This window comes from Phytohabitans kaempferiae (assembly GCF_042433955.1).
In the GTDB taxonomy this organism is placed as follows: Bacteria; Actinomycetota; Actinomycetes; order Mycobacteriales; family Micromonosporaceae; genus Phytohabitans; species Phytohabitans kaempferiae.
Map to the genome: position 1 here is coordinate 84327 of NZ_JBHLUH010000007.1, position 20377 is coordinate 104703.

The window sequence follows — 20377 nt, forward strand, 5'->3', positions numbered from 1 at the left end:
GTGTCCGTTGTGGACGAAACCAATCAGTGAGGGAGTGAGCCGGTAGTGGCTAACGAAACGATCCTGACCGTGGTGGGGAACCTGACCGCCGATCCGGAGTTGCGGTTTACGCCGCAGGGTGTGGCGTTGGTGAAGTTCACCGTCGCTTCGACCCCGCGCACGTTCGACCGGGATTCCAACCAGTGGCGTGATGGTGAGCCGCTGTTTTTGACCTGCACGGCGTGGCGGGACATGGCCGAGAACATCGCCGAGTCCCTGACCCGGGGTACCCGGGTGGTGGTGTCCGGTCGGCTCAAGCTCTCCCGCTGGGAGACCCCGGAGGGTGAGAAGCGTTCGGCCTACGGCCTGGACGTGGATGAGGTGGGGCCGTCGCTGCGGTTCGCTCAGGCGAAGGTTTCCAAGATGTCCCGTAACCGGGCCTCGGACGGATTCACCCCGGATGAGGCGCCGGATGACGCCTGGTCGGTCGCCGCTCCCGCTTCGGCTGGGGCGCGTCATGGCTGAGCTGTCCGTGGCCACCTCGGACGCGGTCGTGACGGTCGTGTCGCGGGATGCGGAACTGATCCTGCGGCACGTGCTGTCCGGCGGTGAGCCGGGGTCGGACACGTCGTGGCGGGCGGAGCTGGTCGCGCTCGCGGCCGGCTACGACCAGACCGACGTGTCGGCGGTGTCCTACCGGCGGCCCGGCGGTGGTCGGTGATGCCGATGCTGGTCGCCACCACCCCCGGTGACGAGGTTGTGCCGCTCGGCCCGACCCTGTCGATCTTCGACCCGGTGCATATCGGGATCGATGAGTTCGGCCACCCGGTCCGGGTACCGATGATCTACCGCAACATGCTCATCGGTGGCGAGCCGGGAGCGGGTAAGTCCGCGCTACTCAACGCCGTCGTGGCGCATGCCGCGTTGTCGTTGGACTGCCGGCTGTGCCTGCTGGACGGTAAGCAGGTCGAGTTGGGCCAGTGGCGCCACTGCGCTGACGCGTTCGTCGGTCCGAGCCTTGACCGGGCGTTGGCGCTGCTGCGCCGTCTGTCGATCATGATGGATCGGCGGTACGCGTACCTGCTGGACTGTGAGCGACGCAAGATCCAGCCGGCCGACACGTTCACGGCGTATCTGGTCGCGGTCGATGAGATCGCCTACTTCTCGGCCACGGCCGGCAAGAAACAGGAGCGGGAGGAGTTCTCCTCGCTGCTGCGTGACCTTGTGGCTCGTGGTCGGGCGGTCGGCATCATCGTGGTCGCCGCGACCCAACGCCCCTCGTCGGACATCATCCCCACGTCGTTGCGGGATTTGTTCGCGTGGCGGTTCGCGGGCCGGTGCACGACCGACTCCTCGTCGGACATCGTGCTCGGTCACGGCTGGGCTGCGCAGGGCTGGTCCGCCAACACCATTTCCCCGACCAACCCGGGCGCCGGGTTGCTCATCGATGAGGGCGGCACGCCCCGACTGGTCAAGACGGCCTACCTCGATGACGCCACCTGCGCCGCGATCGCCCGCTACGCGGCCACCCTGCGCGGCACCGTCCGCCAGGCCCAGCCGCTCAAGGCGGTCGCCTAACCACCCATCCCTAGACCCCCGGAATCCCGGGACGGAAACACACCCAAATTGAAGGAGGGCCATCACATGGCCAAGCCCTACCTGCCGGCCCAGCCGGCACCACGGGTCATCCACTACGCCGACCCCGGCAACCCGACCAGCGGCCTCGCGCCGCTGTCGAACCGGGAGCTGGCCATCAAGCGGCAGCGGGACCGGGTCCTGTACGCCCGCTGGGTGGCCCGTCAGGCCCAGATCGCCGAGCGGGACCGCAAGGTTCGCCGCTTCTGGCTCGGCTTCGGCATCGTCGCCGGCCTGACCGTCGTGGCGGTCATCGCCGGCGCCGTGGTCGCGGTCGCCTCGCTCGGCCTCGGCCTGATCCTCGCGATCCCGGCCGTGCTCCTGCTCCTGGGCGGCCTCGCGGTCGGCGGCCACAAGTGCGTGACCGTCGTGCAGCACTGGCACTGACCGGAGGTGCACGAGATGACCACCGATCAGAGCACAGGGCGCCGGGAGTTCTACGCGGCGGTCGCGTTGACTGACCTGCCGATGCCGATGCGCATCACGTTCAACACCGACGAAATCCGGATGGTCTTCGACACTCTCGCTGCGGTCCGAATGTGGGCGCAGGCGCTGGGCGTCGAGGTCCGTACCCGGCACCACGTCGAGGCCAACGAGCAAGCGGCCTACGCGGACGGCACGTTCGCCGGCCACCCCGTGTGGCTGTGCGGCCGCCCGCCGGCACCGGTAACCGAACCGCCTGTCACCGGCGCGATCCGCGACCGGCTGACGGACCTGGTTCGGGAGGTGGCGTAGACCGATGCGCATCGACAGGTACCGCTATCGCGGCCGGCACCGTCGCCTCGCGACGACGCCGCGCCGCCTGTCCCGGCCCAACGTCACGGGCCTTCGCCGGTCGGACTTCGCGCTGGCCGCGTAGCCGACCGATCCCATCCCTACTGGATGGGCCGGCAACACCGGACACAACGCCCTGGAAAGCGATCCGGCGCGGCCGACCCAAACACCGATCCCTCTTCCAACGAAAGGAGGCGGCGTAATGCAGCCTACCCAAAACCCGATCGCCGGCATGGTGATCACCCCGGCTGACACCCTGCGGGGTGCGGCCCTGTACCTGATCCGGCACGGCTGGAATCAGGGTGACCTGTTCGACCGGGCCGTACTGGCCGACCCGGACGTGGCGTTCCCGCCCGCGTGCGGGCTCGGCGCCATCCGGATGGCCACGATCGGCTCAGCCGAGGTCATCGCCGACCTGGTGACCGAGGAGGCGGTTGACGCCTTCGACCAGGCGGTGACGGCGTTCGCCGATCACCTGGTGCTGTCCTACGGCGTCAACGCCGACGTGTGCGACCCGGTCGCGGTGTCGCTGATCGACCAGACGGCCCGGGAGCAGTTGGTGGCCGACTGGAATGACGACTCGTCCCGGATCGGCTCCCACGTCATCGCTGCCCTGAAGGGTGCCGCTGACGAGTGGGACCGGCTCCACCGGCCGTTGACCTGCTGCGGTCAGCCGATGCGCGAATGCGACACCTCCCCGGACGTCTGGGTCTTCCCCGGCGATCCGGTGAAGGTCGAGCGCGTCTACGGCTGCGACGCCTGCAACAGGTGGGAGCACGTCGAGGTTACCGACGCCGACGAGAAGGACCGCCTGTTCAGCATCGCCATGTCCGGCAACCCGGGCGGTGACGCATGAGCACCGGTCTGGACTGGAAGCCGGCGCGGCTGATCGACACCGGTGACGTGATCGTCGGTGACGGTGGCCGGTTCGAGGTCGCCGAGTGGGACCCGACGATGCCGTGTGTCCGCATCGTGATGACGCTGGTCGACCTGGCCAGCGGTCGCGAGTTCGAGTACACGGCCCGCTGGGACGACGAGTACGCGGTCGCACCCCGAACCCTGGGGGTGGCCGGATGAGCAAGAACACCGTCAAGCCCGGCTTGACGCGCAACCGCCGTAACCGGCGCACCCGTGGCCGGATGTGGCCGCGGGTGGCCCGGCTGGTGCTCCGGTTCCTGACCGGCCGCCCGCTGGACGGACGCCGCCACTCCAATGGCACGTTCTGGCGTGCCGGTACCCGCCGGGTCGGCTACCCGCCCTACCTGTTCACGTGGGGCTGGTGGAACCTCGCGGCTGGCTGGCAACGCGCCACGGTCCGTCTGCTCGCCACGTTCCTCACGGCACTGGCCGTGTGGACGCTCGTGGGGGTGGTCGCATGACCGCCATCCGCAAGCCCGTGCGGCGGAAGCGGCCCGCTGAGCCGGTGGAGAACACCAAGTTCGACGCGTTCGTACGCCGCATCCTGCGGGCCTACGGGCGTCGGGTTGCCGCCGGTGACATCGAGGCACTTCGGTCCCTGGCGATGTTGTCGTCGGAGGTCGACGCGACCACCCGGCTCGCTGTCGCGGGTCTGAAGAACGGACCACACAAGTATTCGTGGCAGGAGATCGCCGACCGGCTGGGCACGTCCCGGCAGGCAGCGCAGATGCGCTACGGCGACAAACCCGCCACCGGCGGCGCCCTGGACCGCCGGCTGATCGAGGCCGGCATGGGTGTCACCGTCGCGACCCTGGTGGAGGTCTTCGCCGACCACCACCCGGGTATCCCGGCCGCCTCGGTCTGTCCCGGGTGCGGCTTCCGCTACACCGACAAAACCACCGCCTGCCCCAGCTACGCGACGGTCCGGCCGCTGCTGTACCGGCGCCGCAACGAGGACCCACGGGCGGTCAACCGTTTGACCCCTGACCAGACCGACGACCTGCACGGCCGCAACAACGCACGCAAGCGCGCGGCGGCACGGCAGGCGCCCTACCAGGCACCGCCTCCGCCCAGCGCGATCCCGAACCTGTTCAACCAGCGCGAAACGGAGACCGTGCCATGACCAACGAATACCGGTACCTGATCGGCTACATCAGCCCGAGTAACGGCGGCATCCGCTACGGCGCGATCGACGTCGGCCGGACTGAGCCGATTCTCTCGGCCGACGACGTCCGTCACGTTCAGCGGGACCTGCGGGAGCACCTGCGGGACCCGAACGTGGTCGTGATGTCGTTCAGCCTCTACGCCGACCCGGCCTCTCCGGACGGGCGGTGAACGGCCGTGTCCACCAACAAGCCAACCACCGGTGAGCCCCGGCTCGCCTCGGTCGCCTCATGGGCGGTCCTGGCGGCCTCGTTCGGCCTGTCCGCTACCACCTGGGTAGCCCTGGCCGTGCTGGCCGGGTTCACCGCAACCGCATCCCTGTTCGGGCTCACGCTGCACATGGCGTGGCTGATGCCGGTCGCGGTCGACGGCTACGTCGTCGTCGCGCTGGTGCTGTGGATGTCACCCGTCCCCGAGAAAGTCGCCAAGTTCGCCAAGTGGAACACCTACGGTGCGGCCGGTATCGGTATCGCCGCTCAGTCGGCCTACCACCTGCTGCACACCGCATCCATCACCGATGAAGTCTGGCGCGTCGTGCTGGCCGCGATCGTCGGCGCACTGCCACCGGCCGTTGCCGGCTTGGCCGTGCACATGCGCGCCCTGATCCGCCGGGAAAGCAACACCAAGCCCGGCACCATACCCGCGCCGTCGTCACCGACGACCCACGGCATCAACCAACCGTCCACCATCGACACCGTTCCGGCGACTCCGGTCACCGGCACGCCTACTCAACCATCCATCTCGGACAGTCGACCGAAGGCCGCTCCGGTGCCGAACCTGGTGCCGGTCGTGGTCAAGGTTCCGGCCGGACCGGTACCGACCCCGGCGACCGTCGCTGCCCGGCTCGCCAAGACACCGACCACTAGCCCGACTGATCCGGCGCCCGTGCCGGCAAAGTCTGCCCCACCTGCGCGTAAGCCCCGACCGCACCACCCGGCGGCCACGTCAGAGAGGTTGGCACCGTCCACCACCGACACCCCTGTCACCGAGTCGGACCGTGCACAACTCACCCTGCCCGTGGTCCCCGCCGACGTGCTCGCAAAGGCTGACCGCGTAGCCCGGCAGTACCGCACCGAACACGGAACCCCGATCACCGCCGGGCAACTGGCCGTGCGTCTGAAGGTGACCTCCGAGGAAGCGGCGCAAGCCCTGGCCGTACTCGACCTCGGCCCGAACACCCCAACCAAACCCGCACCGACCGTCAACGGCAACCGCCCCAAGGGTGGCCCGACCCGGTGACTGTCTCGACGCTGACCGTCGTACCCCAAGCATCCGCTTGGGGTACGGCCCCGTGCGCCGAGCCAACCAGCTTCTACCTCGGCACCCACATGCCGCACTGGCTCACCCTGCCCACGGTGCGGGTGCCGCTGTTCGTCTCCGACCGGCGGCTACGCCGCTACCGCACCCTGCCCCACGCAAACACCATGTGGGCGCTGGACTCCGGCGGCTTCACCGAACTGTCCCGCTACGGCACCTGGGACCACGGCCCCACCCCGACCGCTTACGTCGCTCAGATCCGCCGCTACCGCGACCAGATCGGCCGACTCGCCTGGGCAGCCCCGCAGGACTGGATGTGCGAACCGGCCATCCTCGCCAAAACCCGGCTCACCATCGCCGACCACCAAGACCGGACGGTCGCCAACTACCTGCGGCTGCGCGAGCTGGCGCCGGAGCTGCCCATCATCCCCGTCGTGCAGGGCTGGTCCACCGGTGACTACCTGCGCTGCGTCGACCGGTACACCGCCCACGGCGTCGACCTCACCCAATCGGCGCTGGTGGGTGTCGGGTCGGTGTGCCGTCGCCAGTCCACCAACCAGGTCAAGGACATCCTGACCGCGCTGCACCGAACCGGCCTCACCCGACTGCATGGCTTCGGCGTCAAAACCCTCGGCCTCGCTCGCTACGCCGAACTGCTCACCTCGGCCGACTCGATGGCCTGGAGCCGGGAAGCACGCAACCGCCCACCCCTACCCGGCTGCCGGCACCGCTCGTGCGCCAACTGCCCCCGCTACGGCATCCAATGGCACGGCACCGTCCTGGCCACCATCGACCACGCGACCGCACGCCCGACCCTGTTCGGCCCCTCGCTCGCCGGGTGGGCCGCATGACCGCACTCGCAACCACCCCCACCACCCCGGGTCGACCAGACAGCCTAGGAAGCCTGGTCGACACCGGCGGCAACGTCCCGGCCTGGTGGTTCCGCTCACCCGACCAACAGCTACAGGCCCTCGCGCGTACCAGCCAACCGGACTACCTCGACTGGCTCCAGCATGTGCAACCGGCCGCCGGATGCATCCGGCCGATCCGGCTCGCCGGCACCAGCCTCACCATCGAAGCCGACACCGGCCGCGTCCTGAACCGCGTCGACACCGCCGGCATGCCGGATGGGGTGATCTACAAGCCCTGCGGCAACCGCCGCGCCACGGTCTGCCCCACCTGCTCCAAGCGCTACCAACGCGACGCCTACCAGGTGATCCGCGCCGGGCTCGTCGGCGGCAAAGGCGTCCCCGAACACGTCGCCACCCACCCGGCCCTCTTCGTCACCCTGACCGCACCCTCGTTCGGGGCCGTGCACAGCCGGCACGTCAAACGACACACCTGCACCGAGCGTCGGCGTTGCGACTGCCGGGCCGAACCCTGCCACGCCCGCCGCGACCAGCCGGTCTGCCCACATGGCACTGCGCTGGTCTGCTACGCCCGCCACGAAGACGGCGATCGCCGGCCCGGTACCCCCTTGTGCGTCGACTGCTACGACCACGACGCCCAGGTGGTCTGGAACCTGCAAGCCGGCGAACTGTGGCGCCGCACCACCGAACACCTCCGCAAGCGGCTGCGTCGCCTGGCCAAGCAGCGGGGGATCGACCCGAAGCGGGTCAAGCTGTCGCTGGGCAAGGCGTCCGAGATGCAACGTCGGGCCGTCGTGCACTTCCACGCCATCGTCCGCCTCGACGGCGCCGACCCCGACGACAAGGCGGCCATCCTCCCGCCTCCGACCGGGATCGACGCGGTCGACCTGGTGGAGTTGGTCGAGCAGGCGGCGGCCACGGTCGCGTTCACCACACCCGCCCACCCGGCGAAGCCGACCGGGTGGCGGGTCGGCTGGGGGGACCAGGTCGATACCCGGATCATCACCGTCGCGGCGGACGGTGAGGTCACCGATGGCATGGTCGCCGGCTACCTGGCCAAGTACGCCACCAAATCCACCGAGGTCACCGGCCACACCTCCGCCCGACTGACTGACCAAACCGTGCACCTGTACGCCGACCCGGACGGCACGCACACCGAACGACTCATCGACGCCTGCTGGACCCTCGGCGGTCCACGCTGGCCGCTGCACGGACCGGTCTGCGAACGCGTTTGCCGGCACCGTAGCTGTGCCGCGATCGCCAGCCCACCGGCCTGGCGCCCCACCCTGTCCGGACCGACCTGCGGCCGGGCATGCCGGCACCGCAGTTGCGCCGAAATCCTCGTCGCCACTACGGACCCGGCCAAACCCTGGCGGCGGCTACGCCGCTGGGCACACATGCTCGGCTTCGGCGGCCACTTCCTCACCAAATCCCGCACCTACAGCGTCACCTTCACCATCCTGCGCCACCAACGAATCGTCTACCGCCGCACCATCACCGGCGCACTACACGGCATCAACCCCAACCCGAACCTCGTGCCGCACCTCAACGCCGGTCCCGGCCCACAGACGAACATCCACGACACCGGGCAAGACACAACCCTGGTCGTCAACTTCCTCCAATTCGTCGGCGCCGGATGGCACACAACCGCAGACGCGATGCTCGCCAACACATCCGCCGCACTCGCCCGCGAACACGGCGACGCCCCGGTCCTAGCAGCCGCCTAGGACCGACCCGCGTTCGCAAGAACACCGTCAAGCCCACCTTGACACCAAACCGCGCGAGGAGGATAGGGCGCCATGACCGGCACAACCCCACCCGGTGACTGCTTCTACCGGCCCGCAGAGGTCGCCCGGAAGCTGCGCTGTTCTGAGTGGTGGGTCAGGGAACAGGCTCGGCGTCGCCGTATCCCGTACCGCTGGATCGGTGGTAGCTACCTGTTCACAGACGAGGACATCGCCGAGATCAGCCGCTTGTTCAAGGTCGAACCGACTGCGTCCGTGCCGGTGATTCCCGCACCACGACGCTCGCCGGAGCAACCGTCCAGTGTGGAGATAGCGGCGGAGTCTAGTCGGCCGAGTGGGCGGCTGACGGCTCGCGTACCGCGTCGGGCGCGCGCCAGCGCAACGCAAGAACACAGAGAGGGGAGGTAGCCGATGGGATACGCGGAAAAGCGCGGCGACTACTGGCGCGGCCGATACAAGATCGCGTCCGGCAAGTACGGCACCGTCAAGAACGAGGCTGGCGCGGTCATCCGCTTCCGCACCCGGCGAGAGGCAGAGCAAGCTGCCAACGACGCGGAGGCCAAGGTACGCGCCGGAACCTCGCGCAACCCGAGTGCGGGCCGGATCACCTTCGGCGAGTACGTGAACCGCTGGTACGCCGCGCAGGATCTCGCGCTGTCGACTATGCAGAACTACCGACGACACATCGAGGAGCACCTACTACCGGAGTTCGAACCGGTGCCCGTGAGGGACATCCTGGATGTTGACGTCATCGCATGGGAGCGGAAGGAGCGGGCGGCCGGCTACGCGGAGTCGAGCATCAGAACTTGGCGATCCACGCTTCATCTGATCCTCGCCGATGCGGTGGCGGAAGGGCTCCGGGAGTCCAACCCGGCGTCCCGCCGTCGCGGTCGCGGCAAGCGGGCCGGTCGCTCCCGCACCCGGGCGCCGGAGAAGACGGTCACTACGGCGCTCGGCATTCTGCTCATCGCAGAGCGGGCGGCTCTGCTGTCCGGCCGTGATGACGAGTTCGTCGCGGTGGTGCTGGCCGGATTCACCGGCCTGCGGTGGGGTGAGCTGGTCGGCCTGGAGACCGGGTACGCCCGCACGGGCGGCATCCGGGTGGAGTGGCAGCTCTACGAACTGGACACGGGCGAGCTGCACCGGTGCCCACCGAAGGACGACTCGTACCGCACCATCGACACACCGGACTGGCTCGCCCGGCTGGTGGCCGAGCACATCGCACGCACCCAGCCGAAGCCCTGCCCGTGCCATGAACTGACCTACGTGTTCAGCGGTCATCGGCCACCCAACGGGGCGGCTCGCCGGCCCGGGGCGACGCTGGTCGACGTAGCGCGACTGGCGGGCGTCTCCCCCGCTACCGCCTCGGCGGCGCTCAACCACCCGGAGGTTGTGGCCACGGAGACGCACGAGCGGATCGCCAAGGCCATTGCCGACCTCGGCTATGTGCGGGGCGGCGCGTCCGGGGAGCTGGCCGCGCACTGGCGGCGGTCCAACTTCGCTACCTGGCTGTTCCAGCCGGCGGCAACGGGCTGGTACCCGACGAAGGGTCAGCGCCTTGCCGTGCGCCCGGTGCCGATCCTCGGCGAACCGTGGCCTGGAATCCCGGTGCGGGGTCGGAACGCGGCCGGCCGGGCGGATGCCTGCTGGCTACCGATCGCCCGGGGCTTGACTCCGCATGGGCTGCGGCACACGCACAAGACACTCATGGAGGAGCTGGGCACGCCGGGCAAGCTGATGGACGAGCGGATGGGTCACGCGGACGGCTCGGTCCAGGCGCGGTACTCCCACGTCACGCCGGTGATGCGGCGGCGGCTCCTCGACGGCCTGACCGGGTCCTGGTCGACGGCGATGGAGGAGCGGCGGACGCTCGCCCCGGGCTCGCCGGTGGCCGTCCTGGACAGACTCCTACGGGAGCGGGGGACGCAGTGACCACGGTAGAGATCGTCTCCCAGAATTCTCCCGACACGGCCCGGGAGAGTGAGAAGAGGCCAGGCTGGCTATCTGCCGCATGGCCTCTGAGCTGGGGAAACACGTGTGGGCGATACTGGGATCGAACCAGTGACCTCTTCGGTGTGAACGAAGCGCTCTCCCGCTGAGCTAATCGCCCTCAGCGCGGACGACTGTACCCGATCTGCTCCCCGTCGCGCATCTCAGCCCCCCGCGCGTCGCGCTTCCGCTTCGTGCGGAGGACTCGGCGGCAGCCACGGCCGGGCGGAGAAGCGGGGCCGCGGGCCGCCCAGCCCTCACAGGCCGGGCCGCCTCACAGGCGGTCGAGCACCTCGGTCACCAGGTTGACGTCGAAGCTCAGCAACACCGACGCCCACACCACAGTGCTGACGAAGACCATGCCGAACAGGCCGATGGTGAGGCGGACGGCCCAGGACTGGCGGGTCACCCACCTGGTCCACATGCGGAGGTTGCGTCGCGTGAAGCCGAGGAGGCGCTTGGCCCACGAGAACTCGATCGCCCAGATGCCGAGTCCACCGAGGACGATCAGCCAGCCGGGGCCGGGCAGGGGGATCAGCAGCGCGCCGAGTACGACCACCAGCAGGCCGGCCAGGCCGACGGCGACCTTCAGGGTCACCCGGCCGGTGGGGTTGGCGCGGATGAGTTCGAGGGTCGTGCTCACCCGGTCTCGCCAGCGGGGCTTGCGGAGCAGGTCGGTGTCGACCGCCACGCCGCCGCCGTCCGGCTCGGCGTCACTCAGCCCGACGCCGCCCGAAGCACTACCGCCCGAAGCGGCACCCCGCGAGACAGCGCCGCCCGAAGCGGCACCACCGCCACCGCCCGAAGCAGCACCGCCCGAAGCAGCACCGCCCGAAGCAGCACCGCCCGAAGCGGCACCACCGCCGTGCGAAGCGGCACCGCCGCCCGAAGCGCCAGCACCGCCGTCCACGCCGGCGCCTGCCGAAGCGCGGTCACCCCGCGCGGGGTCCTCTCCCCTGGGAGGACCCGTCCCTGTGGCGTCCACCACGTCTGTCCCCGTCATCGCTTCGCACCCCCCGGAACGGGCTGCCGGGCGCTGGTCTCGCGACCCAGTATGGCCTCTTTTGGGGCCATTTTGCCTCCGCAGTCTCGTCCCGCCCGTCACTCATACGGACCACTGGACGTTACCGGAGTGAGTCGACGTCTGAGCCACACCCGACGCCGGGCGGCAACCACCACGAAAAACGAACCGGACATCTTATCCGAAAGCGGTTCATTCTTGTGGCAAATCGGGGCCGTCTTCCCACTACTGGGTGAGATCAGCGTATGGCGGAGCGTAATCAGGAGTATCCACTGAGTATGGGAGACGCGGGGCAGATGCGTCCCGCAGCGGTGCCGGGGGGAGAACGTCCATGAGTGCCATCCGACCGACGACCGTAGAGGTCGAGACGTCACTACGGCTCGTCGCACCGGATGCGACGGCGCTGCCGGTACGGGCCAGCTTGCGCTACGACCCGGCCGATCCGTACGCGGTCCACGTACTGTTCCACGCCGAGTCGGCGGGAGGCGAAGCGGTCAGTTGGTCCTTCGCCCGCGAGCTGCTCGTCACGGGACTGGACGAGCCCGCCGGGATCGGCGACGTGCGCGTGTGGCCGTGGGCCACGCCGCGCGGGGACTTCGTCGCGCTCGCGCTGTCGTCGCCCGACGGCAACGCCCTCTTCGAGGTGCCGCGCAGCGTGCTGGTGCGGTTCCTACGACGCACCTACGTCGTGGTGCCACGCGGTCGCGAGACCGACCACCTCGATGTCGACGCGGCGGTCAACCGCCTGCTGGCGGGGCGCTGACGCGCCACACAACAACCCGAGCGCCGCGCGGAGCTGCCGACTCCGCGCGGCGCTTTTTGATGTCCCTGGCACGAGGGCCGAAGACATCGACGTTCCCCTCTTGTGACCTGGCTAACACCTACGCTACCGTTCGGTAACTTCTTCGTGGCGCCACCGCGGCTCGCTCGCCGGACCCGGCCGTCCTCCGGGCCCGGCCACTCCCCCGCGAGGTCACCATGGCGCTGTCCCACACTCAGCTCGTCCTGTCCGGACGAGCCAGCCCTCCGCACACGACCGCACCCCCGCACACGACCGCCGCACCGGCCGCCCCACGCCCAGCCGCAGCCAGCCCCACCGGACCACGCCACCGCCCAACCCGAGCCGGCCGCGCCGAGCCACACCGCCGCCGGGCCGCAGCCAGCCAACCCGAACCACACCACCGCCCAACCGGAGCCGGCCCAACCGCCGGCCACCCCCAGCCACACCACCACCGGCGGAGCGCGCGCCTGCTCGCCGCCGTACTCGGGAGCGTCTGCCTGCTGGCGACGGCGCCGGCACCGGCGCACGCGGCGCCGACCACGGCGTTTCGTCTGGTCGACCTGCCCGCGCGCGACGGCGCGGTCCTCAAGGCGAACCTCATCTCCCCCACCACCGCCGGCCCGCACCCGGCGGTCGTCTTCATCTCGAGTTGGGGCCTCAACGACGCCGAGTACCTCGCCCAGGCGAGATCACTGGCGACCGCCGGGTACGTGGTGCTGTCGTACACGGCGCGCGGCTTCTGGGGCTCGGGCGGGCGGATCGACACGGCGGGGCCGGCCGACGTCGCCGACGTCTCGGCCGCCATCGACTGGCTGGACGCCAACACGACCGCCGACCCGGCTCGCGTGGGGCTGGGCGGTGTCTCGTACGGTGCCGGCATCGGCCTCATCGCCGCCGCCCACGACCCCCGGGTACGCGCGGTGGCCGCCCTCTCGGGGTGGAGTGACCTGGTCGAGTCGCTGTACGCGAACCAGACCCGCCACCCCCAGGCGGTGCTGCGGTGCGCGGCAGCCCGCGGGTTCACCTCACGGTCACCCCGGCCGCGGCGACCGGCACGCTCGTCGCGTACCTGTACGACGTGGACCTGCTCGGCACCGGGCGGCTGGTGACGCACGCGCCGTACACGTGGCTGTCCGGCGGGCGGCAGGTGCTCGACCTCGCGCTCCCGGCCACCGCGTGGAACGTGCCGGCCGGCCACCGGCTCGCGCTCGTACTCGACACGGAGGACCCGCTCTACTTCGACGCCAACCCGTACGGGGCATCGATCTCGGTCAGCGGGCCGAGTTGGGTGGACGTGCCGTTGCGGTGAGCAACCGGCAGCTTTGCCCTGATGGGATGCGAGGTCGCGCGGCTGCGGCTACGGTCGAGTGGATGGTCGGTTCCGGTCTGCCCCCGAGTCTCGATGGGGATGCCGGGATCACCACCGGCACGCTGCGTGACCTCGCACCACACGGAGCGTCCATCTTGGACGAGCACCAGCTCATGCTGGTCACCAAGGGGCACGGCACGCACGAGGTCGACTTCGAGGTGCACCAGTGCCGGCCCGGCACATTGGTGTGGGCGAACCCCGGTCAGCTCGTCCGCCCCGGCGGCCAGCCCGGGCTCGACGCCACGCTGCTGTGCTGGAGGCCCGGCCCCGATCTGCCGGACGCCGGCCCCACCTACCGCCAGCTCGCCGGCGAAGACGAGGACGCGGTCATCAACGAGGTCAGCCAGCTCGTGGTCGACTGCGAGCGGGAGCTCGCGCCGCAGCTGCTGCGGCAGCAGCTCGCCACGCTCCTGCTCCGCGTGCGCCTGCTGGGGGCCGAGTCCGCCGACGGCACGGCCGACGAGACCTTCGCCCGCTTCCGGGAGGAGGTGGAGCGGGGATACGCGGGCAGCCGCCGGGTCGAGGACTACGCGGACCGGCTCGACTGCTGCGTACGCACGCTGACCCGGGCCAGCCTCGCGGCCACCGGCCGCACCGCCAAGCAGGTCATCGACGACCGGGTCACGCTGGAGGCGAAGCGGCTGCTGGCCGGCACCGACCTGCCGGTCGCCGAGATCGGGCGGCGGCTGGGGTTTCCCGAGCCGACCAACTTCGGCCGTTTCTTCCAGCGCGAGGCAGGGGTCAGCCCGGGCACGTTCCGGCAGGAGTGGACCGGCACGGCCGAGCCCGCCTGGCGGCCCGTACCCGCGCCACGACCACCCCTCGACCCGGTTCCGGGTTTCGTGCAGGCATGATGTAGGGGTGCAAATCTCCGCCCGCGGTGACTACGCGGTGCGAGCCGCGCTCAGTCTCGCTGCCGCCTACCCGTCCCTGATGTCCGCACAGGCGCTCGCCCACGAGCAGGAAATGCCTCGCAAGTTTCTCGAGGCGGTCCTCGCCGATCTGCGCCGTGCCGGCATCGTGCGCGCCCAGCGGGGGGCGGAGGGCGGCTACACGCTGGCCCAGTCGCCGAAGGAGATCACGATCGGGTCGATCCTGCGCGCGGTCGACGGCCCGCTCGCCGGTGTGCGCGGGCTGCGGCCGGAGGAGACACGATACGACGGCGCGGCGGAAAACCTCCCCCGCCTGTGGGTCGCCGTGCGGGCCGCGGTGCGCGAGGTCGTCGACGAGGTCAGCCTCGCCGAGATGGTGAGCGGCAAGATGCCGGCGCACGTCCGCAAGCTCACGACCCGCCCCGACGCCTGGGAGCCCCGCTAGCCCGCAGATTCAAAGAGACAGATCCGGGCTGCCGCGCTGTCCGTCGCGGTCCCGACCGCTGCTCCCGCGGCCTCACCCGCCGCGATTCACAACCCCCCGGGGCGCCCTCACGACAGGGCGATCACCACGTCGCCGCCGAGCCGGCCGCGCTCGGGGTCGCGGGTCACCGTGCCGGCCGTGAGCAGCGCGCTGAGCACGCGCACCGTGTCGGCGGCGCGGTAGACGGTGTGAGTCAGCGTGAACTGCCGCAGGTCGGTCACCGTGCGCGGGCCCGCCGAGGCCAGGTGTGCGAGCAGCTCGCGGCGCAGCGGGCCGGGATGCGGGCTGAGCGAGATGTCGAGCAGGTGCCCCTCGGGGTCGCGGGGGTCGCGGTAGCGGACTCCGGCATACTCGTCGACGGCCCAGAGCGCGTTCTTGAACGCCTCCAGCCCCTTGCCGACCGTGGTCGCGAAGGTCACCAGGCGGGCCGCGCCGTCGCCGCCGACCAGCTCCACGTGGGCGGTCAGCGGCATCGGCGGGGTCGGCAGCTGGCCCGTACCAGAAACGAGCAGGACCTCGGCGGGCTTACCGGTGCCGGCGGCGGCCAGTGACGCGGGCCCGGCGCTGTCCAGGAAGGCCAGGAGCGGGGCGACGGCGGCGCCCGCGGCCTTGAGCGCGGCGGGCAGGCGGGCGTCGAGGTCGCCCTCGACGGCGTGGACGCTCAGCTCGGGCGGGGTGCGCAGCTCGGCCTGGACGGTGTCGAGGCGGCGGGCCAGTGTGGCGGGCGCGGGGCCGACCAGCACGACCGTGAGGCGGCGCCCGCGCAGCCGGTCGGCGAACTCGGCGAAGACCCGCACGGCGGCCTCGGCCGCGTGCTCGTCGGGCGAGTCGCTCCAGCCGTAGGCGAACGTGGCGCCCCGCGCGCTGTGCAGCGCCACCGGGGTCCAGGCGTCGAGGTAGCGCACCAGCAGCTCCCGGAGGGCACCGGCAACAGCGCTCATGAATAAGTTGTACCGCGTCACGCCGTGACGGAGATACCCACACCGCCTCGGGTCCGCGCGCCGTACCGCTGCTTCTCCCGCGCGATGTCGAGGGGGCGGATGCGCTTGCGCGCCTCGATGGCGGCGGAGTCCAGCAGGTCGGCCGGGATCAGCCAGACGACCTCGAACTCCAGACCGTCCGGGTCTTTGCCATAGAGGCTCTTCGTGGTGCCGTGGTCGGAGCTGCCGACCAAGGCGCCGGCCTCGGCCAGCTTGCCGGCGATGCGCTCGAGCTCGTCGAGCGTGTCGACCTCCCAGGCGAGGTGGTAGAGGCCGACGGTGCTACGGCCGGCGGGCGAGGGTCCCGCGCCGTCACCGATCTCGAAGAGCCCCAGGTCGTGGTCGTTGGTGGAGTCGGGCGCCTGGAGGAAGGCGGCGCCCTTGAAGCCGTCCGGGGTCATCGCGATCGGGCGGAAACCCAGGACGTCCCGGTAGAAGGCGACGCTACGGTTGACATCGCGGACGAAAAGGACGGCATGGTTGAGCCGATGAACACCCATGACCTGCACGGTACCCCGATGGTTGAGCGTTCAACAAGCTCGTTAGGCTTTCCGGCATGACCCGGTGGCTCAACGACGAGGAGCAGCGCACCTGGCGGGCCTTCCTGCACGCGTCGCGGGCGCTCTGGGACACGCTCGACCGCGAGCTGCAGCGCGACGCCGGCATGCCGCACGCGTACTACGAGATCCTGGTCCGCCTCTCCGAGGCGCCCAGCCGCCGGCTGCGCATGAGCGATCTGGCCGAGGCCACCTCCTCCTCGCGCAGCCGCCTCTCGCACGCGGTGGCGCGGCTGGAGGAGCACGGCTGGGTACGGCGCGAAGACTGCCCCACCGACCGCCGCGGCCAACTGGCGGTGCTCACCGAGGAGGGCTTCCGCGTGCTGGCCGAGGCGGCGCACGGGCACGTCGAGGGCGTGCGTACGCACCTGTTCGACCAGCTCACGCCCGAACAGGTGGCGCAGCTGCGGCAGATCAGCGAGGCCATGTTGGACCATCTCGATCCGGGCAGGCCCTTGTACTGATCGTCGCCGGTCCAGCACGATGAGGCAGATGTCTACAGGGTTGGCCGAAGTGACCGCGCGGGCGTACGACCTCTTCGAGGCGGGCGATCTCTCCGCGGCGCAGCTGCTGCTCGCCGACGCGCTGTCGGCGGCCGACACCGATCCGGAGCGCGCCACCACGGCCCTGGCCGACGCCGCGAGCCTGCACTCGCGCGTGCTGGTGGGGCTCGGCGAGCCGCACTCGGCGCGGGCCTGGGCCGCGTTCGCCCACGAGGCGGAAAGCCGCCTCTACGGCCCCACGCACGAGCGCACCATCCGGGCGGCCGCCACCCTCGCCTCGGTGCTGCACCGGATCGGCAACCACGCCGACGCGGCCGCCCTCTACGGCTCGGTGATCGAAGGACTCACCGCGCTGGAGGGGCCGGAGTCGCCGCAGGTGCTGGCCGCGCACGCCGATCTGGCCACTGTGGAGTACGCGCGGGGCGAGTGCGACATCGCCCGGGCCCGGCTCGCCGAGGCGTGGGACATGACCCGCGAGGCGTACGGGGACGCGCACCCCGCCGGCATCCGCATGCTGGCCCGGCTCGGCGCGATGGAGCGCGACTGCGGGCAGTTCACCGAGGCGCACCAGCACCTGGCCCACGCCCGCGAGCTGTGCCGGGCCTACCTTGATCCGGATCATCCGCTGGTGACCCAGATCGCCTCCCTCTCCCGCGCGCCGGCCAACCCGCACCACAACTGCGGCGGCCCCGCGCTGCCCACCGCACCGGTCTCCGGCGACGACGACGCCTACCCCGGTCTGCGCGATGTGGACGGTTCGCCGCTCGACCTGCCCCCGGCACGCGGCGAGGCGCCGCCCAACCGGCCGCAGTCGCCGGTGCCACCCGACATCGCGGAGACCTGGCCGCCCGGCGACCGCGCGGCGAAGCTGCCCGTGCACGTGCCGCGCGAGCACAGGCGCCGCCGCGGCCGGGGCGGACCGGCGCCGCTGGTCACCGGCGCGCTGGTCGCGGCCGTGATCGGCGCGGTCGCGGTCGTGGTCGGGCTCGCCGCGGTCGAGCAGGGCCAGGGCGGCGACGAGACCGCCCCGCCGGCCGCGAGCTGGCCGCCCCCGCCCGCCACCAGCGCGCCCCAGGCGAGCGCGCCGGCCACCTCCGCGGCCCCGCCCAGCCCCACCGCGGCCGCGCCGGCCCGCCCCGGCACGCCGCCCAGCCGCGTGACCATCGACGACGGCGGGCAGAGCATCGAGCTGCGGTGGGCCTACCCGGTGGGCGCGCAGGGCAAGGTGCGGGTCTCCGGCGCGCCGAAGGGGCAGCAGCAGCGCCCGTTCGAGGATCTGCCGGCGGGCTCGACCAGCTACGTGGTGCACGGGCTGGAGCAAGACCGCGACTTCTGCTTCGAGATCGCCGTGGTCTACTCCGCCGAGACGATCGGGCGCGCCAAGCCGGTCTGCACGACCCGCCAGGGCTGACCTACGGCGCCGGTGCCGCCGGGAGGCGGATCTCGGCCCGCAGGCCGGGGCCGGGAGTGGCGTCGGCCAGGCGGACGGTGCCGCCGTGGCGGCGCACCAGCTCGCGCACGATCGCCAGCCCCAGCCCGGCGCCGCCCGCGTCGCGCGCCCGGGCGTCGTCGAGGCGGGTGAAGCGGTCGAAGACCCGCTCGCGGTCCGCGGCCGGGATGCCGGGCCCGTCGTCGGTCACGGTCACCAGGTGGTACCGGCCGTCGCGGCGGGCCGCCACCCTGACCGTGGAGCCGGTGTGGCGGGCAGCGTTGTCGATCAGGTTGCCGATCGCGCGGGCCAGCGCCTCCGGCTCCCCCGTGGTCCAGAGCGGATCGGCGGGGGCGGTGACGGTGACCGGGGGCGACGGGAAGCGCTCGGCCACCGTGGCGATCAGCTCGCCGAGCTCGACCGGCAGCGAGCGCAGCGCCCGGCTCCCGGCGTCGTCGGCCCGGGCGAGCAGCAGCAGGTCGTCGACGAGGCGGCTGAGCCGCTGCGTGTCCAGCAGCAGGTCGTCGGCGACGGCGGGCCAGTCGGTGCGGTCGCCGAGGCGCTGGGCGACCTCGAGCTGCGTACGCATGTTGGTCAACGGGCTGCGCAGCTCGTGCGCCGCGTCGGCCACGAACGCCCGCTGCTTGGCCCGGGCCGCCTCCAGCCGGTCGAGCATGCCGTTGAGCGTGACCGCCAGCCGGTGGATCTCGTCGTGCGAGTCGGGCACGGGCAGCTGGCCGGGGCGGGCGCCGCCGGTGATCTCCTCGGCGCCGCTGCGCAGCGCCTCGACCGGGCGCAGGGTGAGCCCGATCACCCGCCACGCGACCGCGGCCAGCCCCACGAGCAGCAGCGGGAACGTGATCAGCAGGATGTTGCGCAGCAGCCGCACGCTCTGCGTGAGGTCGGACATCGACTTGGCCACCAGTACCGTCTCGGAGCCCGCCGTCGCCGCGACGACCCGCACCGGTCCGCGCATGCCCAGCCGGTCGCCCTCGATGTAGAGGCTCTCCCCGGCCCGGGCGCGGGGCATCTCGTCGCGGCGGAGCACCGGCACCAGCCGGTCGGCGTCGATCGAGGCGGCCAGGACCCGGTGCTGGGCGTCGACCACCTGCACCCGTACGTCGCCGACCACCGGCAGCGGCTCCGGCACGCGGTCTTCCTCGACCAGCGCCGCCACGCCCTCGGCGCTCTGCCGGGCCTCGCTGTCGGCGGTGGCCTGGAGCGCGAGGCCGAGCGCGAAGACCATCACCACGCCGCCGACCGCGAGGCCGACGGTCAGCCCGGTGACGCCGATGAGCATCAGCCGGGCGCGCAGGCTGATCCGGCGCCACCATTTCGGTCTCACGGGCTCAGCCGGTAGCCCGCGCCGCGTACCGTCTCCAACACGTCGCGGCCGAGCTTGCGCCGCAGGTAGCCCACGTACACCTCGACGGCGTTGGGCGCGGTCTCGATGCTGGCGTCCCACACGTGGTCGAGCAGCTCGGTCTTGGAGACGACCTCGCCGGCGCGGCGCATGAGGTATTCCAGCAGGGCGTACTCGCGGGCGGTGAGCGCGATCTCGGCGCCGTCGAGCGTGACCCGCCGCTCGGCCGGGTCGAGGCGCAGCGCGCCCACGGTGAGCACGGTCGGCCGCTGCGGGGCGCCCCGGCGCAGCAGGGCGCGCAGGCGGGCCAGCAGCACCACGTACGAGAAGGGCTTGGTCAGGTAGTCGTCGGCGCCGCAGTCGAGGCCGTCGGCCTGGTCGTACTCCCCGTCCTTGGCGGAGAGCATGAGCACCGGCAGCCAGTGCTCCTCGGCGCGCAGCTGGCGCACCACGCGGTAGCCGGAGAGCCCGGGCAGCATCACATCGAGGATCATGGCGTCGTATCCGCCGTGCCGGGCCATCTCCAGCCCGGTCGGGCCGTCGGCGGCCACATCGACGGCGAAGCCCTCGCCCTGCAGGCCCCGCTGGAGGGCCGTCGCCAGGCGGGCCTCGTCTTCCACCACCAGCAACCGCACGCCCCCAAGCGTGCCATCCTGGCTGAGTGAGGCCACAGGTACTCTCAGCGCGC

Annotated in this window: 28 protein-coding genes and 1 tRNA gene; 22 read left to right on the forward strand and 7 right to left on the reverse strand. The window is 71.4% G+C overall.

The annotated features are described in order from the left end of the window. Positions 1-45 precede the first annotated feature (45 nt). The 15 genes from ACFFIA_RS06140 to ACFFIA_RS06210 all read left to right on the forward strand — a co-directional run bounded on the left by ACFFIA_RS06140 (position 46) and on the right by ACFFIA_RS06210 (position 10273). The gene (locus ACFFIA_RS06140) at positions 46-504 is read left to right on the forward strand and encodes a single-stranded DNA-binding protein (protein ID WP_377246743.1); all 459 of its coding nucleotides are present in this window, start codon (positions 46-48) and stop codon (positions 502-504) included. Then, the gene (locus ACFFIA_RS06145; RefSeq protein ID WP_377246746.1) at positions 497-700 is read left to right on the forward strand and encodes a hypothetical protein; all 204 of its coding nucleotides are present in this window, start codon (positions 497-499) and stop codon (positions 698-700) included. The genes ACFFIA_RS06140 and ACFFIA_RS06145 overlap by 8 nt, the downstream gene beginning before the upstream one ends. Beyond that, positions 700-1557, forward strand: a complete 858-nt coding sequence (locus tag ACFFIA_RS06150; protein ID WP_377246749.1) for an FtsK/SpoIIIE domain-containing protein — start codon at positions 700-702, stop codon at positions 1555-1557. The genes ACFFIA_RS06145 and ACFFIA_RS06150 overlap by 1 nt, the downstream gene beginning before the upstream one ends. 66 nt (positions 1558-1623) lie before the next feature. Beyond that, a complete protein-coding gene (locus tag ACFFIA_RS06155; protein ID WP_377246752.1) occupies positions 1624-2001 on the forward strand; it encodes a hypothetical protein in 378 nt (125 codons plus the stop codon). A gap of 15 nt (positions 2002-2016) precedes the next feature. Further along, positions 2017-2349, forward strand: a complete 333-nt coding sequence (locus ACFFIA_RS06160) for a hypothetical protein (RefSeq protein ID WP_377246755.1) — start codon at positions 2017-2019, stop codon at positions 2347-2349. Positions 2350-2590: 241 nt separating this feature from the next. Next, on the forward strand, positions 2591-3244 hold the full coding sequence (locus ACFFIA_RS06165) for a DUF6197 family protein (protein WP_377246758.1): 654 nt from the start codon (positions 2591-2593) through the stop codon (positions 3242-3244). Next, positions 3241-3465: a hypothetical protein gene (locus ACFFIA_RS06170; protein ID WP_377246761.1), complete on the forward strand. Its 225-nt coding sequence runs from the start codon at positions 3241-3243 to the stop codon at positions 3463-3465. The genes ACFFIA_RS06165 and ACFFIA_RS06170 overlap by 4 nt, the downstream gene beginning before the upstream one ends. After that, complete coding sequence (locus tag ACFFIA_RS06175; protein WP_377246764.1) at positions 3462-3767, forward strand: hypothetical protein; 306 nt, start codon at positions 3462-3464, stop codon at positions 3765-3767. The genes ACFFIA_RS06170 and ACFFIA_RS06175 overlap by 4 nt, the downstream gene beginning before the upstream one ends. Then, on the forward strand, positions 3764-4429 hold the full coding sequence (locus ACFFIA_RS06180) for a hypothetical protein (RefSeq protein ID WP_377246767.1): 666 nt from the start codon (positions 3764-3766) through the stop codon (positions 4427-4429). The genes ACFFIA_RS06175 and ACFFIA_RS06180 overlap by 4 nt, the downstream gene beginning before the upstream one ends. Continuing rightward, on the forward strand, positions 4426-4641 hold the full coding sequence (locus ACFFIA_RS06185) for a hypothetical protein (RefSeq protein ID WP_377246770.1): 216 nt from the start codon (positions 4426-4428) through the stop codon (positions 4639-4641). The genes ACFFIA_RS06180 and ACFFIA_RS06185 overlap by 4 nt, the downstream gene beginning before the upstream one ends. A 6-nt stretch (positions 4642-4647) precedes the next feature. Then, positions 4648-5709: a MotB domain-containing protein gene (locus tag ACFFIA_RS06190; RefSeq protein ID WP_377246773.1), complete on the forward strand. Its 1062-nt coding sequence runs from the start codon at positions 4648-4650 to the stop codon at positions 5707-5709. After that, complete coding sequence (locus tag ACFFIA_RS06195) at positions 5706-6578, forward strand: deazapurine DNA modification protein DpdA family protein (RefSeq protein ID WP_377246776.1); 873 nt, start codon at positions 5706-5708, stop codon at positions 6576-6578. The genes ACFFIA_RS06190 and ACFFIA_RS06195 overlap by 4 nt, the downstream gene beginning before the upstream one ends. Then, positions 6575-8323, forward strand: a complete 1749-nt coding sequence (locus ACFFIA_RS06200; protein WP_377246779.1) for a replication initiator — start codon at positions 6575-6577, stop codon at positions 8321-8323. Before ACFFIA_RS06195 ends, ACFFIA_RS06200 begins: the two co-directional genes overlap by 4 nt. A gap of 72 nt (positions 8324-8395) precedes the next feature. Beyond that, positions 8396-8749, forward strand: coding sequence for a helix-turn-helix domain-containing protein (locus ACFFIA_RS06205; RefSeq protein WP_377246782.1), 354 nt, complete (start codon positions 8396-8398; stop codon positions 8747-8749). A 3-nt stretch (positions 8750-8752) separates the two neighbouring features. Then, a complete protein-coding gene (locus ACFFIA_RS06210) occupies positions 8753-10273 on the forward strand; it encodes a LacI family DNA-binding transcriptional regulator (protein WP_377246785.1) in 1521 nt (506 codons plus the stop codon). Positions 10274-10379: 106 nt separating this feature from the next. Here the strand turns inward: ACFFIA_RS06210 and ACFFIA_RS06215 are convergent. The 3 genes from ACFFIA_RS06215 to ACFFIA_RS06225 all read right to left on the reverse strand — a co-directional run bounded on the left by ACFFIA_RS06215 (position 10380) and on the right by ACFFIA_RS06225 (position 11266). Continuing rightward, positions 10380-10451, reverse strand: a tRNA-Val gene (locus ACFFIA_RS06215). 153 nt (positions 10452-10604) lie between these two features. Continuing rightward, on the reverse strand, positions 10605-11021 hold the full coding sequence (locus ACFFIA_RS06220) for a TIGR02611 family protein (RefSeq protein ID WP_377246788.1): 417 nt from the start codon (positions 11019-11021) through the stop codon (positions 10605-10607). 26 nt (positions 11022-11047) lie between these two features. Beyond that, on the reverse strand, positions 11048-11266 hold the full coding sequence (locus ACFFIA_RS06225; RefSeq protein WP_377246791.1) for a hypothetical protein: 219 nt from the start codon (positions 11264-11266) through the stop codon (positions 11048-11050). Positions 11267-11682: 416 nt separating this feature from the next. Here ACFFIA_RS06225 and ACFFIA_RS06230 point away from each other — a divergent pair, with 416 nt between their 5' ends. From ACFFIA_RS06230 to ACFFIA_RS06250, 5 genes are all read left to right on the forward strand, one after another. Continuing rightward, positions 11683-12114 (forward strand): SsgA family sporulation/cell division regulator, encoded by a 432-nt coding sequence (locus ACFFIA_RS06230; protein WP_173032702.1) that lies wholly within the window; start codon positions 11683-11685, stop codon positions 12112-12114. Between the two features lie 215 nt (positions 12115-12329). Beyond that, entirely contained in the window at positions 12330-13241 is a 912-nt protein-coding gene (locus ACFFIA_RS06235) for an alpha/beta hydrolase family protein (RefSeq protein ID WP_377246794.1), read from the forward strand. Beyond that, complete coding sequence (locus ACFFIA_RS06240) at positions 13133-13441, forward strand: CocE/NonD family hydrolase C-terminal non-catalytic domain-containing protein (protein WP_377246797.1); 309 nt, start codon at positions 13133-13135, stop codon at positions 13439-13441. Before ACFFIA_RS06235 ends, ACFFIA_RS06240 begins: the two co-directional genes overlap by 109 nt. A gap of 62 nt (positions 13442-13503) precedes the next feature. Further along, the gene (locus tag ACFFIA_RS06245) at positions 13504-14355 is read left to right on the forward strand and encodes a helix-turn-helix domain-containing protein (RefSeq protein WP_377246800.1); all 852 of its coding nucleotides are present in this window, start codon (positions 13504-13506) and stop codon (positions 14353-14355) included. 7 nt (positions 14356-14362) lie between these two features. Beyond that, complete coding sequence (locus ACFFIA_RS06250) at positions 14363-14818, forward strand: RrF2 family transcriptional regulator (protein ID WP_377246803.1); 456 nt, start codon at positions 14363-14365, stop codon at positions 14816-14818. A 107-nt stretch (positions 14819-14925) separates the two neighbouring features. On the opposite strand, the gene ACFFIA_RS06255 is transcribed toward ACFFIA_RS06250, so the two are convergent. Together ACFFIA_RS06255 and ACFFIA_RS06260 are read right to left on the reverse strand one after the other, a co-directional pair. Further along, positions 14926-15798, reverse strand: a complete 873-nt coding sequence (locus ACFFIA_RS06255) for a hypothetical protein (protein ID WP_377246806.1) — start codon at positions 15796-15798, stop codon at positions 14926-14928. A gap of 17 nt (positions 15799-15815) precedes the next feature. Further along, complete coding sequence (locus tag ACFFIA_RS06260; protein ID WP_377246809.1) at positions 15816-16337, reverse strand: VOC family protein; 522 nt, start codon at positions 16335-16337, stop codon at positions 15816-15818. 56 nt (positions 16338-16393) lie between these two features. Between ACFFIA_RS06260 and ACFFIA_RS06265 the strand changes: the two genes are divergently transcribed. Then, positions 16394-16858, forward strand: coding sequence for a MarR family winged helix-turn-helix transcriptional regulator (locus tag ACFFIA_RS06265; protein WP_377246812.1), 465 nt, complete (start codon positions 16394-16396; stop codon positions 16856-16858). Between the two features lie 28 nt (positions 16859-16886). Then, on the forward strand, positions 16887-18308 hold the full coding sequence (locus ACFFIA_RS06270) for a tetratricopeptide repeat protein (protein WP_377246815.1): 1422 nt from the start codon (positions 16887-16889) through the stop codon (positions 18306-18308). Between the two features lies 1 nt (position 18309). Here the strand turns inward: ACFFIA_RS06270 and ACFFIA_RS06275 are convergent, their stop codons facing one another. Both ACFFIA_RS06275 and ACFFIA_RS06280 read right to left on the reverse strand, forming a co-directional pair. Next, positions 18310-19626: a sensor histidine kinase gene (locus tag ACFFIA_RS06275; protein WP_377247039.1), complete on the reverse strand. Its 1317-nt coding sequence runs from the start codon at positions 19624-19626 to the stop codon at positions 18310-18312. A 41-nt stretch (positions 19627-19667) separates the two neighbouring features. Further along, positions 19668-20324 (reverse strand): response regulator transcription factor, encoded by a 657-nt coding sequence (locus ACFFIA_RS06280; RefSeq protein ID WP_377246818.1) that lies wholly within the window; start codon positions 20322-20324, stop codon positions 19668-19670. Positions 20325-20377 lie beyond the last annotated feature (53 nt).